At 44.9% G+C, this 15,595-nt stretch carries 17 protein-coding genes and 1 pseudogene; 6 read left to right on the top strand and 12 right to left on the bottom strand.

From position 1 onward, the window contains the following. Nucleotides 1–214 precede the first annotated feature (214 nt). The 4 genes and pseudogenes from fliN to H3V14_RS05870 form a co-directional block, all read left to right on the top strand. Nucleotides 215–454 (top strand): annotated as a pseudogene (gene fliN, locus H3V14_RS10990) (flagellar motor switch protein FliN); the annotation flags it as partial. A 28-nt stretch (nucleotides 455–482) separates the two neighbouring features. After that, the gene (locus H3V14_RS05880; protein WP_198227309.1) at nucleotides 483–1,643 is read left to right on the top strand and encodes a flagellar motor switch protein FliG; all 1,161 of its coding nucleotides are present in this window, start codon (nucleotides 483–485) and stop codon (nucleotides 1,641–1,643) included. Between the two features lie 6 nt (nucleotides 1,644–1,649). Then, nucleotides 1,650–2,720 (top strand): flagellar biosynthesis protein FlhB, encoded by a 1,071-nt coding sequence (flhB, locus tag H3V14_RS05875; RefSeq protein ID WP_198227307.1) that lies wholly within the window; start codon nucleotides 1,650–1,652, stop codon nucleotides 2,718–2,720. Between the two features lie 63 nt (nucleotides 2,721–2,783). Continuing rightward, the gene (locus H3V14_RS05870; RefSeq protein WP_198227305.1) at nucleotides 2,784–3,206 is read left to right on the top strand and encodes a hypothetical protein; all 423 of its coding nucleotides are present in this window, start codon (nucleotides 2,784–2,786) and stop codon (nucleotides 3,204–3,206) included. Nucleotides 3,207–3,933: 727 nt separating this feature from the next. On the opposite strand, the gene H3V14_RS05865 is transcribed toward H3V14_RS05870, so the two are convergent. The 7 genes from H3V14_RS05865 to fdhD form a co-directional block, all read right to left on the bottom strand. Continuing rightward, nucleotides 3,934–4,398 (bottom strand): hypothetical protein, encoded by a 465-nt coding sequence (locus H3V14_RS05865; protein WP_075870300.1) that lies wholly within the window; start codon nucleotides 4,396–4,398, stop codon nucleotides 3,934–3,936. Next, nucleotides 4,395–4,844 carry a flagellar protein FlgN gene (locus H3V14_RS05860; RefSeq protein WP_198227303.1) on the bottom strand — a complete coding sequence of 150 codons (450 nt, stop codon included), beginning with the start codon at nucleotides 4,842–4,844 and terminating at the stop codon, nucleotides 4,395–4,397. The genes H3V14_RS05865 and H3V14_RS05860 overlap by 4 nt, the downstream gene beginning before the upstream one ends. A gap of 48 nt (nucleotides 4,845–4,892) precedes the next feature. Then, entirely contained in the window at nucleotides 4,893–5,495 is a 603-nt protein-coding gene (locus H3V14_RS05855; RefSeq protein ID WP_075916181.1) for a rod-binding protein, read from the bottom strand. A 122-nt stretch (nucleotides 5,496–5,617) separates the two neighbouring features. Beyond that, nucleotides 5,618–6,016: a hypothetical protein gene (locus H3V14_RS05850; RefSeq protein WP_198227301.1), complete on the bottom strand. Its 399-nt coding sequence runs from the start codon at nucleotides 6,014–6,016 to the stop codon at nucleotides 5,618–5,620. Continuing rightward, nucleotides 6,013–6,780, bottom strand: coding sequence for a flagellar biosynthetic protein FliR (fliR, locus tag H3V14_RS05845; protein WP_075870304.1), 768 nt, complete (start codon nucleotides 6,778–6,780; stop codon nucleotides 6,013–6,015). Before fliR ends, H3V14_RS05850 begins: the two co-directional genes overlap by 4 nt. A gap of 12 nt (nucleotides 6,781–6,792) precedes the next feature. Beyond that, nucleotides 6,793–8,886: a flagellar biosynthesis protein FlhA gene (gene flhA / locus H3V14_RS05840; RefSeq protein WP_075913420.1), complete on the bottom strand. Its 2,094-nt coding sequence runs from the start codon at nucleotides 8,884–8,886 to the stop codon at nucleotides 6,793–6,795. 558 nt (nucleotides 8,887–9,444) lie between these two features. Next, nucleotides 9,445–10,296, bottom strand: coding sequence for a formate dehydrogenase accessory sulfurtransferase FdhD (gene fdhD, locus H3V14_RS05835; RefSeq protein WP_198227299.1), 852 nt, complete (start codon nucleotides 10,294–10,296; stop codon nucleotides 9,445–9,447). Between the two features lie 209 nt (nucleotides 10,297–10,505). Here fdhD and H3V14_RS05830 point away from each other — a divergent pair, with 209 nt between their 5' ends. Then, entirely contained in the window at nucleotides 10,506–10,835 is a 330-nt protein-coding gene (locus H3V14_RS05830) for a TIGR01244 family sulfur transferase (RefSeq protein ID WP_198221011.1), read from the top strand. 119 nt (nucleotides 10,836–10,954) lie between these two features. On the opposite strand, the gene H3V14_RS05825 is transcribed toward H3V14_RS05830, so the two are convergent. Then, nucleotides 10,955–11,293 carry a hypothetical protein gene (locus tag H3V14_RS05825; RefSeq protein WP_075870308.1) on the bottom strand — a complete coding sequence of 113 codons (339 nt, stop codon included), beginning with the start codon at nucleotides 11,291–11,293 and terminating at the stop codon, nucleotides 10,955–10,957. 194 nt (nucleotides 11,294–11,487) lie between these two features. Continuing rightward, nucleotides 11,488–12,048 (bottom strand): NADPH-dependent FMN reductase, encoded by a 561-nt coding sequence (locus H3V14_RS05820; RefSeq protein WP_075916336.1) that lies wholly within the window; start codon nucleotides 12,046–12,048, stop codon nucleotides 11,488–11,490. A 232-nt stretch (nucleotides 12,049–12,280) separates the two neighbouring features. On the opposite strand from H3V14_RS05820, the gene H3V14_RS05815 reads away from it, so the two are divergent. Beyond that, complete coding sequence (locus H3V14_RS05815; protein WP_198227297.1) at nucleotides 12,281–12,490, top strand: hypothetical protein; 210 nt, start codon at nucleotides 12,281–12,283, stop codon at nucleotides 12,488–12,490. Between the two features lie 124 nt (nucleotides 12,491–12,614). On the opposite strand, the gene H3V14_RS05810 is transcribed toward H3V14_RS05815, so the two are convergent. The 3 genes from H3V14_RS05810 to H3V14_RS05800 all read right to left on the bottom strand — a co-directional run bounded on the left by H3V14_RS05810 (nucleotide 12,615) and on the right by H3V14_RS05800 (nucleotide 15,506). Continuing rightward, nucleotides 12,615–13,523 (bottom strand): MipA/OmpV family protein, encoded by a 909-nt coding sequence (locus tag H3V14_RS05810; protein ID WP_369522680.1) that lies wholly within the window; start codon nucleotides 13,521–13,523, stop codon nucleotides 12,615–12,617. 148 nt (nucleotides 13,524–13,671) lie between these two features. Further along, nucleotides 13,672–14,664, bottom strand: coding sequence for a bifunctional riboflavin kinase/FAD synthetase (locus tag H3V14_RS05805; protein WP_198227295.1), 993 nt, complete (start codon nucleotides 14,662–14,664; stop codon nucleotides 13,672–13,674). Next, entirely contained in the window at nucleotides 14,661–15,506 is an 846-nt protein-coding gene (locus H3V14_RS05800; RefSeq protein WP_198227293.1) for a TIGR01459 family HAD-type hydrolase, read from the bottom strand. The genes H3V14_RS05805 and H3V14_RS05800 overlap by 4 nt, the downstream gene beginning before the upstream one ends. Nucleotides 15,507–15,595: the final 89 nt, after the last annotated feature.

Here is a 15,595-nt window from a genome sequence, read left to right as displayed (position 1 = left end):
TCCGGCAGGTGCAGCCGCACCGGGAGGTTTTAAACCGAACCCGTCAGCGGGCGGAGCAGCTCCGTTTGCAGGCGCTCGTCCCGGAGGGGCTACAGGTGGCTTTGGTGCTTCAAGACCGAATCCTGCCGGTTTCGGTGCTGGTGGTGGTTTTGGCGCAAACGCGGCAGCAGGCGCTAAAAACAATACGCAAGCCCAACAGAGTGAACCAGCAGGCAATGCCGATCTCATTATGAGCATTCCGGTCGAAGTACAGGTTGTCCTCGGGGGCACAACAATGCCGGTTGCAACTTTGATGAATCTCGGGCGTGGCGCTGTTATTACACTGGACAAGCAAATCGGTGATCCGGTTGACATTGTTGTAAACGGTCGTGTGATCGCTCGTGGCGAAGTCATTGTTATGGAAGACGACTCATCGCGTTTCGGCGTAAGTTTGACCGAAATTATCGGCAAATAAAATATTTGAATATGTTTGAAAGACAGTTATGGCGTCATCAGAACAGGAAAAACCGTCAGAAAATATAGAACCTGCTGCACCGGCAGCGGCAATGGCACAGAAAACTTCCTCTTCTGTGATTGACGGACTGACCGGACAACAGAAGGTTGCGGCGCTTCTTGTTGCGATGGGTAAACCTGCGGCGGCAAAAATCCTCAAACATTTTTCACCGGATGATCTCCGCCGCTTGAGCGGGCAAGCACACACTTTACCGAATATTAGCCTTGCCGATTTTGATGTTCTGGTGCACCAGTTCGAGGATGCCTTTGCCGAAGGTGTATCTTTTTCGCAAGCAGGCGAGCGTTTCGACAATCTTGTTCAGGAAACTTTGCCGGAAGATGAAGCCGCAGCAGTGCTTGATCCGAATGCCACGCCGGCTATTCCGGAGGAAAGCCTGTGGGAAATCATGGGCAAAATGTCGGCTGAAGAACTGCAAGACCATATCTCGCAAGAACATCCGCAAGTGATTGCCTATATCGTTTCAAAACTACCCTCTGACCTTTCGGCAAAACTGCTTCTTCTCCAAACCATGGCCGAACGCGGAGATATTATTTATCGGACTTTACATTTGCGGGCCGTTTTGCCAGTTGTCGATGAACTGCTGGATAAGGCATTGCGGCCGGTTTTGATGCAGAAAAACGAAACTGCCGAGCAATCCCATTACGGCGAAGTTGCAAACATTTTGAACCAGCTGGATAAGAGCGAGATTGACGAAATGCTTGCAAGCCTTGACGGGCTTGATCCGGAAGATCTTGCAAAAATCAAATCCAAACTGTTTGTTTTCGAAGATATTCCACGTTTGTCTGCAAGGGCACGCCTGTTGCTTTTCGACGATATACCTTCCGACGTTATTATCACTGCCTTGCGGAATGCTGACAAGGATACGACCGAGACTATTTTGAGCTCGTTGTCGCAACGCAGCCGGCGCATGGTGGAAGCGGAACTGAAATCTCCGAACGACATGATTACGCAAGCCGATATAACCAATGCGCGTCGTACTATCGCGCAGCAGGCAATCAAGCTTGCTGGTGAAGGAAAAATCAGTCTCGCAGCAGATGAAACTCAAAATGGAGCCGAAGGGAGCACACCTGATAGCGACAAAAACGCACCTGAAGGCGACGCAAAAGAAGCTGAAAAACCTAAAGAATGACAATAAATGGCTGAAGACAAACCGGACAAGGAAAGCCAGACCGAAGAGCCGACCGAACACAAGATAAGCAAAGCTGAAGAGAAAGGTAACCTACCCTTCTCGCGGGAATTGCCAACCTTTGCCGGTCTTGTCGGCTACAGCATGATTGCCATTTTTATTGCCTTTCCCGCTATGTCGAAACTATCCAATTTTCTGATGCAATGGATTGAACGACCTGAAAGTTGGCGATTGACTGGTGCGGAAGATGCCAAACATCTTCTTCTTCTCGTCGGCGGTCATGTAGGACTTGCATTGGTTCCTATTCTTGTCATCATCCCTGTTATCGGCATTGCAGCATCGATGGTTCAGAATGCACCGCGTATTATTGGTGAACGAATACGCCCGCAATTTTCTCGTATTTCTCCGGCTGCGGGTTTCAGCCGTATTTTCGGCAAAGCCGGATTTGTAGAATTCTTGAAATCGGTAGCGAAGCTTATCGGCGTCAGTTTTATTGTGTATCTATCGTTTTTCAAAGGAAACACTGTCTTCACCGATGCCTTGGGAACAGACGCTTCGGCACTGCCCGAATATATACGTTCCGAGGTTGCAAAACTTCTCATTTCGTTTTCTGTCGCCGTTGTAGCCATAGCTGCTTTCGACTTTGCCTGGTCACGTTTCAGTTGGCGCCGGCAATTACGCATGAGTAAACAGGAGCTCAAAGACGAGCAAAAAGAAATCGAAGGTAATCCGATGGTTAAAGCGCGCATGCGTTCACTCGCCCGTGATCGCATTCGCCGCCAGATGATGAACAACGTGCCGAAAGCCACTGTTGTCGTTGCCAACCCTACCCACTTTTCCGTCGCATTACGCTATAAACCGCCGGCGGATTATGCGCCTGTCGTCATCGCCAAAGGGCAAGATATTCTCGCCTTGCGCATCAGAGAAATTGCGGTCGAGCATGATATTCCGGTTATCGAGAATATACCTCTTGCCCGGGCGCTCTATAAACAGGTAGAAGTCGATCAGGTTATACCTCAGGAATTCTATCAAGCTGTGGCGGAATTGATCAGATACATCAATAGCCAGAAGATACATTAATGAAGTTGTTTTGACAGATATACTTTCACCCTTAATCTTTTTACATAAGCGTTATGAAACAAAATGAAACAAGATGATATACATGAAATGCGCGAAATGATGATCGGAAAACAGGTCGCGCGAATTGTACCGGAACTGAAACTCGTCGATCCAGCCGATTTCATCGTCTATCTCCACGATGAGCATTATGCCAATATCAGCGATATCATTGATGCGGCCACCGAACTGCACTTCTATCCGCATACCGTTCGGTTTGCCAATGGTGGCAGTTTCGAACTCGACTGGGATAGGCCTCCAACAATCACACTGGATATGGAATTTTCGAATGATGGCGTTACTGCCAATTTCAAGCTTGTCATGTCTCCCGAAGGTTTTGGCGTAGAGCTTGAAAGTGTTGTGTTCGAAAAACCCGAGGATGATGAAGCTGATACGCGCCAATTGATAGACGCGTTGAATAATGCACGCCTCAAAAAAGCTGGAAACTAATAGAGCTCGAACAGAATTCAGGTTCAAAACTTGTGGTTCATGAGTTCGGGTTCAAGATAAGGCCACATCGTTCGTTGAACCCGAGCGGCGCCGAATTATCCTTTTCGGTGCTCTCGAAGTATATTACTTATCAATATCTGATAGATAGCTACACGGGCTGCAACCTCAGGCGAGACAAGCAAGGTTTGCGTTCACAATTTTATAGTACGGATTGATAACTTTGATCAGTTCGTGCTGTTTTTGATTATCGGTTGTCATTCCAGGCCTGATTTTTAAGTTCCATCCGGCCAAGCGCTGATATTGAAAAAGATTGGATGACTTTTGCAACAATTGCAACAATTCGTCTTACGGACTGTAGTTGATCCCGGAAGGCCGGCTATATTCAAATTGGTAATGAAGAGTGAACCAACCGAAATATTCAATTAATATCCCGGGCAACCGTTCAGGTGCTTGATGAAGTTGATTTTTATTCGACTTCAGCGATTAAAAACAGCCGAGAAACAAGACCTTTGAGCTCAGAGTTTTACATGGAATATGTGAGTTGTTGATATAAAAGCAGCTCGAATTTCCAAAGCTATCTCTAACACCTCTAAAAGACTTAAAAATATTTCTATAACAAATGTCGAACGTTAAAAATTGGAATTGCTGTAAGAATAAATTGCAATCGGGATTAAAAAAATCGGGTGCAACACATGTTCACCCGATCGTATATTTTAAAAAGCAGATTTTATTTAACCTTGTTCATATCTCTGACTTGATCGGCCGGAATATAATTGAACTGCTCGACCATTATATCCTTGATCACAGGTTCCGGAAAACGCTGGTTGACACCGTCAATAATTTTCTGTTTCACATCATCGAATTTTATACGTTCAATTTGCTTGGTATCCGAATAAGAACCAAACAAAGCACTAAAAACCGCATCATTGACGAACAATCCCAACGGAACATTAACCTTTTGTTTGACGTTGGAATCGACGGTGTAGACAAGTTGCGAAATAATATATCCGTCGACCTTGCCATCAGCCAGAATTGGAACACTCATAACATCAGTGCGGTCAAAATCGACAGTGGGTGCTGCTTGTTCCTCTGCTGCCGCAGGTTTGGGTGTCGAGCCTATTTTGATCGCCGCCATGAGCGACCCCAAAGCAATGATACAAACCCACAAACCTATGACGACAGTTTTAATCATTTATGCTGGCCGGTATTGACTGTAAATGGATCATATGTGCCATCGGTCTCTTGTTCGCGCGCTGCTTCCTGCATCATTTGCGACAGTTCGGTCACAGCTTCAAGATGCATCTTCAACAATTCACTATTGCGTTCGAGCTTCTTTTGCAAACCGCCGAGCAAAGCTTCAACCTTGCTTTCGACAACATCGTCAAAATAACGGCCAACGTCGGCCATTGACAGGTTCAGATCGCGCAAGCCACGGGCTTTGCGGGCGTTGATATCATTAAAATCGGGATTCTCGTGCTTTTCAAGAGCACCGGTTTCATAGTCAACAACCTCTTCAAGTGAATTGACGACAGCCGCAAAACGCGCCAAGGCAACGTCTCTTGCCGACGGATCATTGATATGAGCCTTTGCCGAAGCCAAAGCTGTATTTTGTTCGCCTGATTGCTCAGCTAAAGACATTTGAATCTCCTTTGATTGAGCATATTACCACAATTTATAATAAAACTATCAAGTATTTTCGGTCATTTGTTTGCGCACGAAGTTGATATCGTGGCTATGGACAATATTGTCGACGGTTGCCTGAGTATTCTGATCGGACCGCGCAAGATTGCCAAAAGCTGTACCTACTCCTTCTATGCCACCGTCGGGAACTTGGCCCTGTTTCATCTGTTCATCGCGTTCAAGCATTTTTGCAACGCCGATGCCCCCGCGGTCAGCCACTTCTTTGGCCATGGATTCGGCCATCATGGATTTCCAATATTCCCCCGCTTGGCCTTTACCGAAGACCGAAGGAGTATCGGTGGTGAACATATTCTGGATGAAGGATTGCAACATAAAAGCTTCAAACTTTTTATAAGCTTCCGTGTGATCGGCGTTAGCAGATTTTTCTTTTATTTTCACCTGATTGGCATATTGTCCCGAAAGTGATGATGTTGATGCACTATCACCGGTTTTTGCCATATCCGAAAAACCGTTGCCTGACATTTCCAGATTTGCCGCCCGCACAGCACTTTGCGCGTTACGCAATTTCTCGACAGAAGCTCTATATTCTAGAGGATCAGCCGCTCTTGACACATCAAGTACCAAGTCTGAAGGTGGTTGAATGGCCATTATTCGTCCTCTTGTAAGCCTGTTCCGGTAAAAAGCCGGACATTGGAATTCTCGAGGAAAGTCTTTTCACGCTAAAACGTTCAAGACAGTTTTTCCTCGATTTTCACCATAAATGACAAAGCTTATCCCAAACTGGTGTCTTTGACGATTTTTGCTGCAACATATTCTTCAAGCATTTGTGCCATTTCTTTACGCTCTTCCGCATCCTCTGCAGCTTTACGTTTTTCGTCGATAACGTCACACCGACGGGTCGATTGCAGCAGCGTTTTTCTCTGTTGGGCAATGATATTGTCAAGGATTGCCTCTTTACGAGCGTTTTTGTCGAGCCGCTTAGAAACCATCATCGGATCGAACAAACTGGAAGCCGAACCATGTTCCATTATTGAAAACAGGAATTGGTCTTCATCAGTTAATGCCGAGCGTTGAGTCTGCGTGCCTTCAAGTTCCGCTTCATCACGTGCTTTTATCAGTTTTTGCGCTTTTAAAAGCCTGGCATATCGTTGACTTGATGTCGGCATCATGGCCCCCTATTCAACCACGAGGCATATTCTGCCCCGAAAAATGTCAAAATTTCCGGCAATAGATAATAGATAAGCAAAAGCCCGCCGAACATCACAAACGGCATGGAAATGAAATAGACCGGAATTGTCGGCGTCAGTTTATTGATAAGACCGACAGCAATATTCACCAATATTGAATAAATAATAAATGGCGAAGCAATGCGCAAAGTTGTCAAAAACGTTTGTGACAGGGCGTCCTGAAAATCGATCAAAGCCGATTGGGGCGCAGGAGTGAGAGAAACCGGTACAACTTGATAGGATGTCATAAGTCCGCGGATAACAATCATATGAAGATCGCCAGCAAAAAATAGCATCAAAGCACCAATGGTTATCATATTGGCAACTTGTGTTTCCGGCATGGATTCGATGACACTGGTTCCCGGTTGACCGGAATAACCGATCGACATGCCAATAATATTGGCCATGAATTGGAGCGCCCACATATAAGCTTGCGCAATAACACCGAATGTTGCGCCGACAAGTGATTCACTCACGATTCCGGATACCAGTGTTGCCAAAGTCGGGTTTTGAGCAATGGTGGTAAAATTGGACCCCGAAAGTGGCACCATGATCAACGAAAATGCTATTGCCAGAAAAAGTCTGAAATTCATCGGGATACGCGCGCTTGATATGCCCGGCATCAACATAAGACAGGCCCCTACACGCGCAAAGATCAGCATAGCGATGATCACCAGCTGATCTATAGGCAAAAGTGCAAAGGACATGTCCTATTCCTTCTAATCGGCAATTGTCCCCAAAGTCTTGACCTCGACACCACGGGCAATTTCCGCGTGAGAGAGAACCGGAAGAGTTGCAAACAACCGCTCAATAATCATACGAACATAAGGTCGTGCTTCCGGAGAGGTAATGAGAACAAATCTCTCGCCTTTTTCCATATGTTTGCGAATAGCAGTTGTAGCCTGCGCACCGAATTTTTCAAGTTCTCTCGGATCAATATCGAATTCGACAATCTCGCCTTTGGCGTCACGTTTCAATGCCTGATGGAAGACCAGATCCCAATGACTGCCAAGCCGCAAGACATTCAATACACCATTATCGGACAAATCGCCACATATCTGTTGAGACATACGCATACGAACATGTTCGACAATCAATTCTGCGCGGCGGACATGTGGTGCAATTTCGGCAATTGCTTCAAGAATCTGGTCGAGATTGCTGATTGAAACACGTTCTGCCAACAACAATTTCAAAACCGATTGCAAACCTGAATAGGAAAGATGTGCCGGGCAGATTTCTTCAAGAAGTTTACGATATTCAGGTCCTAAACGCTCAAGCAGTATACGCATATCCTTGTAAGATAACAATTGGGCCAGATTATTGCGCAGAACCTCGCTCAAATGGGTAAGCAGAACCGAAAGATTATCAACGGCCATATATCCTTCACGTGCAAGTTCGGAACGGAATGTTTCTGAAGTCGCAAAAGCACGCATTCCGAATGCCGGTTCACGCACTTCCTCACCGGGGAGTTTGGGAGCCGGTTTATCGCCGAGCATAACCAGAACATCACCAATACGCATTTCATAAGAGGCAACAACCGTACCATGCAATTTGATCTGATAGGATTTTGGCGGTGTTTTGTAATCGTCTGTTACTTCGATTTCCGGAATAACAAAGCCGAAATCGGTTGCGAATTTGCGGCGCATTTTGGCAACGCGGTTCGCTAGCTCTGTCTGATGAGGCAACAAACGCGTGGCCAATTGTTTACCCAATACAAGTTCGATAGCCGGTTTTTCAAGCGAAGCCTTGACAGATTGGCTCTGTTCTTTTTGGGCTATGGCATCTTCCTGAGCCTTCAAAGCCTGTTCTTCGGCTGCCTGACGCTGTAGACGCCGCGGAATTGAAAAACCGATACCGGCAAGAAGAGCGGCAATTGTCAAAAACGGAAATGCAGGCAATCCCGGCATAAGCCCCAAGACAGCAAGCAGGATCGAAGCAACAAACAAAGCTTTCGGGTAACCACCCAACTGGCCGAACACCGCTTTTTCAGTTGAGCCACGTGTACCGCCTTTTGAAACCAGAAGACCGGCAGCAAGAGAAACAATCAAAGCCGGTATCTGGGTTACCAGACCATCACCAACCGAAAGTTTTGTGAAAACATCGGCTGCCTGCGAGACATCCATGCCATGGCGGGTAACACCGATAACAATACCGCCAAAAATATTGACGGCTGTAATAATAAGACCGGCGACCGCGTCACCACGAACGAATTTGGAAGCACCATCCATAGAACCGAAAAAGGAACTTTCCTCTTCAAGCTCGCGCCGACGAACTTGGGCCTGTTTTTCATCAATCAAACCTGATGAAAGGTCGGCGTCAATCGCCATCTGTTTGCCAGGAATAGCATCCAAGGTAAAACGTGCGCCAACTTCCGCGATACGCGTTGCACCTTTGGTAATAACCAGAAAATTTACAATAACGAGAATGGCAAAGACGACAAGACCGATAACAAAGTCACCGCCCATCACGAATTGTGAAAAACCGTGAATGACATGACCGGCAGCGGTATAGCCTTCATCACCATGGGTGAGAATAACACGTGTCGTTGCAATATTGAGCGACAGACGCAGCATCGTTGCGATAAGCAGCACCGTCGGAAAGGCGGAAAAGTCGAGCGGACGTTGGATCCACAACGCCACCATCAAAATCAGAACCGAGAATGCTATCGAAAAAGATAGCCCCATATCCAGAACGAATGATGGAACAGGCAAAAACAAGACCGTCAGAATAATGACAATACCGGCAGCGAAACCGATATCACTTCCGGAAAACTTACTGCTTTTGCCAATCGAGTTTACGGCACTTTGCTGCACGTTATTCTCCTTAACGCGAAAAAGGCACGACAATGCGTTTACATTTGTCCTTACCTTCAAGTTCTTTACAAAAATAGAAAACGAAGCTTGCGCGAAGGTGATGAAAAAATCGTACCACCCCGTAAAGTTTTAAAAACATGCTCACGAAATTTTACAAAAAAGTAACCCACGTGGCCTAAAAGTGATAGAAAACAGGCAATCACCCTAGTCAAGCATTAAGAGCTTGCCCTGAAATTACGAAAAAAACCGTGAAATTACGGGATTTTCAAAAAATTTATGGAACTTTCTGCGATTGCCCGATTTATAACACATTGTTATATTACGTGTTGTAACATATTGTGATACGAGAGATATAGAGGTGAGATCATGGCTGATATGATGAAAATTGCAGTGTTCTATTCAATGATGATTGTTAGCACAAATGTTGCAATCGCCTTTGCTGTAATGGGATTGAACTGAGGTTTAAGGATTTCGGCGTGCATAAAGGATATGCGCGCTTATGTTTTTCGCATGCGGCCAGTTTGTGCCCATGCGCGATGAATTGCGACTTGAGATGGATCAGATAATCCATTCTTTGCCGCAATAAATTTCGAAGTCCTTCTCTCTGGTGCGACCAATTAATGTCATGTTGCACTTTTGACCTATTCGAATGGCTTCCGCAGTTGCTGCAGACACTGCTACCAGCGTAGAAACGCCTGAAACCGCAGCTTTTTGTACCATTTCAACAGACAAACGGCTGGTTACTACAATAAAACCGGAACTGACATCCTTGCGATTGTAAAATAGATAACCGCAAAGTTTGTCGAGCGCATTGTGCCTGCCGACGTCTTCACGAATTGCAATTATCCCTTTATTTTTTTCATAAAAAGCGGCGGCATGAACTGCTCTTGTTGCATTGTTCAGAATCTGTTTGCCGCAAATTTCACGTGCTGCAGCAAAAATTTCATCCTGATCAAAATGAACGTCTGTCCGTTTTACTTCGCTGATATCGCGCATTGCCGCGTCAATTGATTCTATGCCGCAAAGACCACAACCGACAGGGCCCGCCATAGAACGACGACGCTTACGAAATGCCTCACGCCGATCAACCCGCAAAGCGATCTGCACATCTATTCCCCGTGACAAAGGAACAATATCGATATTTTCAATCTCGTCAGGGTCGCTGATAAATTCTTCTGTTAGACTGAATCCGTAAGCAAAATCTATAAGATCATCAGGAGAAGCCATCAAAACAGCTTGCGTCGTACCATCGTAAGAAAGAGCAATTGGCACTTCTTCGGCAACAGTTTTCCGGATTTGCTGTCTCTTCCGGTCACTTTTTGAAACAACATCCGCATCAACAAGCACCGTATCGCTGAATGTTGACTCCGCTTTTTTTTCGACAGGGCACGCCTTTTTTAAAGTAGTCATTTAACGTCATTCATTCCGAATAAAATTGCTTACAGGCTATATAACACGATTGTCTTCAGCTTTTTGGGCCATATTCACCTATTGCCAAAACCGGAGGCCCGCTACCAATTTTGATGTTTTATAAGTTAGAGACACGCTTGCCAAGGTTCCTGCATCAGAATATTTTTGTGAACAAGTAATAACCGATATATTTTAGAGAGTGAATTCTGATGAACTTGACCGAGATTGATGATGGCGTTTTCGTTTGCGGGCAGATCACGGAAGACTTTGTCGACGAACTTGCCAAAGCCGGTTTCAAGACAATCATTTGCAACCGTCCCGACAACGAACAGCAAAATCAGCCAACTTACACTTCTATCGAAAAAGTTGCCAAAGCTCACGGTCTGAAATGCTACTATATTCCTGTCACACCGCCGAATATTGAAGAGGAAAGCATTGCCTCTATGAGAGAGGCTTTAAAGGCATCTGAATATCCGCTTCTTGCTTATTGCAAATCCGGACACAGGGCTGAAACGCTTTATCACCTTGCAAAAAGTTGAGCCAACATTGTTTTTGCAACTCTTTTCGGGAATCTCCGTCAGCTTACCAAAATACCAATGAAACCATAATGGGCGGTAAAATGCTTTGATGCCCATTTTGTCCTTGAGCATGCAAAGCATTATGCTTCTTTATTGTGATGCATATCGCGATAAAGGCTAAGCCTATGGGCAACATCACAAATAGCACCAAAAACGGTCATCAGAATGCCGGCTGCCAGTAATAAAGTGGAAATGTTGACAAGATAATCGACGACCTCCACACGGGTTGCTGTTATTGCGAGCGAAACAGCCCCCACAGCCGTCAATATGGACGAGATGTCAAAGAATCTTGCCCAACCACTATCCGATAAAGACTTCCACAAAGAGAAGCCTAAAGAAAGATTGATTATAACAACCAATAGCGCTGCATTCATCAACTGGTAAGGCTGCCATTCAATTAAAGTATTTATATTATCCATTTTTCACTCCCCAATGTCTAAATAATATATGGGGATTCAAATGAGCAATATAAAGGCATTTCAAAATTTAGCGTTCACATTTTATGAAACAGTGTATTATAATTTAATTACGATAAAATTATATTATAATAATTTTAAATATAAAAAATCCTGAAACAATTTATAATTAAAAAACTGTTTCAGGAGTATTATTTTTATTTCAAAAGCTGTTCAATCCATTTACCAAATGAATTAATTATAGTTGATAAAAACTTTGAAGCATTCTCATTTGCAGGTTTTCCATCGTCCGTCACGACTTCCTGAATCTTGCCAATATATGCTTCAGGTTGCTGCATCGTCGGAACGTCGTTAAACACCAATGCCTGCCGAACCTGTTGATTGCCACCAAAGCCGCCCAATGCACCTTGGGAAATGGAAACAACCGCGCCCGGCTTTCCGTTCCACAAGCCCTTGCCATATGGGCGCGAGCCGACATCAATCGCGTTTTTTAATACAGCCGGTATCGAACGATTATATTCAGGCGTGATAAAGAGAACAGCATCAACCTTTTTCAATGCATTTCTGAAATTCTGCCAGGCGAGAGGCGGCGTATCGGTTTCCAGATCTTCGTTATAAAGTGGCAAATCGCCAATTTCGATAAATTCGAGTGACAGATTCTTCGGTGCGAGACCGATAAACGCCTTGCCGAGCTTGCGGCTATAGGATTGCTTGCGTAAGCTGCCAATGAATATTCCGACTTTGAATTGTTTGGTCATTTTTTCCTCTGTCATTATTTAATAGCTTCATCATTTAGATAATTCTTTTTTGTCAGGATTCAAAATAGAGATCCTTCGACAAGCTGTCTCCATTTCATTGACAATCAAATTCATTGTTTGTTTACCAAGTTTGTAAAATGCAACCGGAAAAACGATTTTTAATTTCGTTGCCACGGTTATTTGGGGCAAAATAGCTATCCGTCCTCCCCCCACTTGAAAGGTAAAAAAAACGGTGCTCAAACATAGTTCGGATGCGTTGCAACTATCGACTTATACGAGAAGGTCGCATTTTGTTTACGGCGTATTCGAATATTTGCTGGTTATCGTGGTGACACTTGCGGCAATTTTTTTGCTGTCGACCATCTTCGTTGACGAATTTTCAGACCTTATGGGAAAAAGCTACAGTCAACCGATTGTCAATTCGAGCTTAAGCAACCGGTAAAATGAGCAGCCATTAAAAAGAGCGATCGGTTGATGTCTATTGCCCGATATCATCAGTAAATTGGCTGGATTAACCGGACAATCAACGACGCTTTTACGAGCCTGATTGGCAAACGTTTGTGTTTTTATCTTAATTTCAAATCGAAACGGTAAGATGCTGAAATACCCATCGTAAACTGGTTTTTGTCACCGCGTTGAAAAACCAGAGATGAATCTCCTGCGTCCCCGGTCAGCCGCTTATACTCACTGAACACACTGGTTGTGATTTTGTTTGTTGCTTTCCAGGTAATTGCACCACCAGCGCCAAATGAGCCCCAACCACTATCAGGGTGGAACTCTTTCAAACCCGAGCGTAGCGATTCTTCTTCATCAACTCCATAATAGGTTTTGAAGTAGTCTTTCGTTGCATAAAAAGCGCGCGGTCCACCCGAAACCTGAACAGACGGCGTCAAATTTTTGTAAGCATCAATTGCAATATCGGATGTGACACCGTTATGGCTGCGCAGTCCTTTACGGACTTCCGCTCTCGCCCGCAGCCAATCAAGCGGGTAGACCTCGGCAAAGCCGCCGACTTCACCGCCCCATTTTACTCTCTTTAGACCTTTAAGATCGCCTGAAGTATCGCTGTCGCGGTCTTGCAGCAGCTTGCCGACAACGCCAAGACGGAAAAAACGTTTTTCCAGAAGGGCAAAAGACATATTGTCATTGCGTGAGGAAAAGCGGTCATCCCCGCCGGTTTTACCAATGGAAAAAACCGGATCGACGGCAATGTCATAGGTATCATCACCCTCGAATTTTGGTGCCTCATAGACCGAAGCACCAACAGTTACCGACCAGTTCCCGCTATAAAAATGACGTTTTTCAGGTTGGGTGGACTGGTAATTTCTATCGTCGGAATAACGCTGTTCAGTCGAAACATTGGTAACTTTACCTGTCTGGTAGTCGTAAAGCTCTTCTGCATTGACCTTGAAACATGAAATCGTCATCAAGCCGGTCATGCTTGCCAAAACTAATTTCAATAAATAATTCGACACCTATACACTCCAGACGCTTTGCCAAAGCAGCTGATTTATAAAATTGCCAGACACCAACTCTTTGCAAACTGGCCAACAATAAATATTCAATCAAGTTTTTAAGAATGTATTAAAACTCTGCCTTCTCCTAAACCTTGTCGGCCTATCCTTACTCATTGGTAAACGTAAAGTTTCTATCGAGCACCGATAATGGTCGAACAGATTTTAGTGCTGCTTGTGCCTCGTCTTTATCTTTGTTCATCTGGTCAATCAATGGTTGAAGCCCGTCAAACTTTTTTTCTCCACGTAAATATGAGTAGAAACTGACAGATGCCGTTTCATCATACAACTCACCGTTGAACGAAAATAGAAAAGTTTCAAGCAATGGCACACCATCGCCCTCCACTGTCGGTCTTTTTCCGAAGCTTGCAACGCCGTCATAAAGTGTTCCGTCAAAGCGCCTGAAACGCACGGCATAAATTCCGAAAGAAAGGCCGGTCTCTCCGGCAAGAGCCATATTGGCCGTCGGAAACCCCAATGTCCGGCCGAGCTTTGCGCCATGAATGACTTTTGAACAAACAGTATAGTGGTATCCGAGAAGGTTTGCCGCTTCTTCCACATGTCCGATTTTTAAAAGTTCGCGGATGCGGCTTGACGAAATAATTTTACCGTTTTCGTCACAAAATGGTGGAACTTTAATGACTGCAAAGCCAAATCTTTTTCCGCAATCTTCCAAATATTCGGGCGTACCGGACCGTTGGCTGCCGAAATGGAAATCACTTCCGGTAACAACTGCCGAAGCGTGAAAATTCTCGCACAATATATGTTTGACAAATTCTTCGGCAGTAAGGTGGGCAAAATTTGCATCAAACTGTTGTTCAACAACGCCATCAAAGCCTAACAATTCCAGTATTCTAGCTTTTTCTGCTGCCGGTGTGAGCCGATCAACCGGAGTTTCTGGCTTGAAAAAGCTTTTAGGGTGCGGCTCGAATGTATAAACAATTGCCGGACAGGCGGTTCGACGGGCAATATCCAATGCTTTTTCTAAAACTGCCTGATGCCCCCTATGAACACCATCAAAATTACCAATCGCTACAACCGCATTTTTATAACTTTCCGGTAATGCAGCGAGATTTTCCAACCGCAAAAACTTATTGGTCATTTAAGCGTCCACATGGTGGCAATAGGATGGCTGCCATATTTGTTTAAAAATTCGATGAGCAATGAATGATTGATATTGCCATCTTTGACGTATTCATTCTGATGGATACCACCCGAGATATAAAGCGTATCAAGACCAAATTGTTGTCCACCTTTTATATCTGTCAATATGCCGTCACCAATTGCAAGAATACGGTCCTTGGTTATCCGGCCTTTTCGTTCGGCGAGTTTTTCCATAGCCAAATCATAAATCGGCCGATGCGGCTTACCGGCAATCAATGTGCGCCCGCCCATTTGTTCATAAAGGCGTGCAAGAGCACCCGCACACCATAATATCTTATCGCCGTGATGAACTGTAATGTCGGGATTGGCACATATAAACGGCAGATTCTTCGACCTTAATTTTAGCAGAAGCTCATGATAATCTTCGGGCTCTTCATGCTCGTCATCAAAAAGTCCTGTGCAGACTATCGATGTTGCCTCGAATTCTTCAACAAGCTCGACATCAAGCCCGTCAAACAAAGCAAGATCACGCTCTGGCCCGATGTGAAAAACTTTCCTCGGTGCTTCCTTGATGAGGTGACGTGTTGCATCACCAGAAGTAACAATGTCATCATAAACATCAGGGCCGATTTTTAGTGAAGCCAGCTGCTCCGCCACTCCTTCGTGGGGACGGGGCGAATTGGTGAGCAATATAACCGTTTTTCCCGATTGCCTGACTTTGATTAAAGCCGCAACAGCTTCCCTGAAAGCATGGATACCATTATGAATAACCCCCCATACATCGCAAAAAACGGCGTCGTAGCGGTCAATAATTGTTTGTAGCCTTTCGGGTTCTTCCATTTTGTTATCACACCTTGTCAGAGAATTTATGGTCTATTGGCATTTCAATCCTGTCATACGATATTGCCAAGACACCTAGCGCAAGAAAA

The sequence above is a fragment of the Bartonella sp. W8151 genome (assembly GCF_016100385.1).
GTDB classification, from domain to species: Bacteria; Pseudomonadota; Alphaproteobacteria; order Rhizobiales; family Rhizobiaceae; genus Bartonella; species Bartonella apis.
Note: the sequence above shows the minus strand (reverse complement) of the source record. Positions and strands in the feature narration are given on the sequence as shown.

Coding starts and splice junctions, on each gene's coding strand:
- H3V14_RS05855 (WP_075916181.1), bottom strand. CDS start 5,495: ATGGCCATTCAACCACCTTCAGACTTGGTACTTGATGTGTCAAGAGCG.
- fliR (WP_075870304.1), bottom strand. CDS start 6,780: ATGTCCTTTGCACTTTTGCCTATAGATCAGCTGGTGATCATCGCTATG.
- H3V14_RS05805 (WP_198227295.1), bottom strand. CDS start 14,664: ATGACCAATAAGTTTTTGCGGTTGGAAAATCTCGCTGCATTACCGGAA.
- H3V14_RS05825 (WP_075870308.1), bottom strand. CDS start 11,293: ATGGATAATATAAATACTTTAATTGAATGGCAGCCTTACCAGTTGATG.
- fdhD (WP_198227299.1), bottom strand. CDS start 10,296: ATGACTACTTTAAAAAAGGCGTGCCCTGTCGAAAAAAAAGCGGAGTCA.
- flhB (WP_198227307.1), top strand. CDS start 1,650: ATGGCTGAAGACAAACCGGACAAGGAAAGCCAGACCGAAGAGCCGACC.
- H3V14_RS05850 (WP_198227301.1), bottom strand. CDS start 6,016: ATGATGCCGACATCAAGTCAACGATATGCCAGGCTTTTAAAAGCGCAA.
- H3V14_RS05800 (WP_198227293.1), bottom strand. CDS start 15,506: ATGGAAGAACCCGAAAGGCTACAAACAATTATTGACCGCTACGACGCC.
- H3V14_RS05870 (WP_198227305.1), top strand. CDS start 2,784: ATGAAACAAGATGATATACATGAAATGCGCGAAATGATGATCGGAAAA.
- H3V14_RS05865 (WP_075870300.1), bottom strand. CDS start 4,398: ATGATTAAAACTGTCGTCATAGGTTTGTGGGTTTGTATCATTGCTTTG.
- H3V14_RS05830 (WP_198221011.1), top strand. CDS start 10,506: ATGAACTTGACCGAGATTGATGATGGCGTTTTCGTTTGCGGGCAGATC.
- H3V14_RS05880 (WP_198227309.1), top strand. CDS start 483: ATGGCGTCATCAGAACAGGAAAAACCGTCAGAAAATATAGAACCTGCT.
- H3V14_RS05860 (WP_198227303.1), bottom strand. CDS start 4,844: ATGTCTTTAGCTGAGCAATCAGGCGAACAAAATACAGCTTTGGCTTCG.
- H3V14_RS05820 (WP_075916336.1), bottom strand. CDS start 12,048: ATGACCAAACAATTCAAAGTCGGAATATTCATTGGCAGCTTACGCAAG.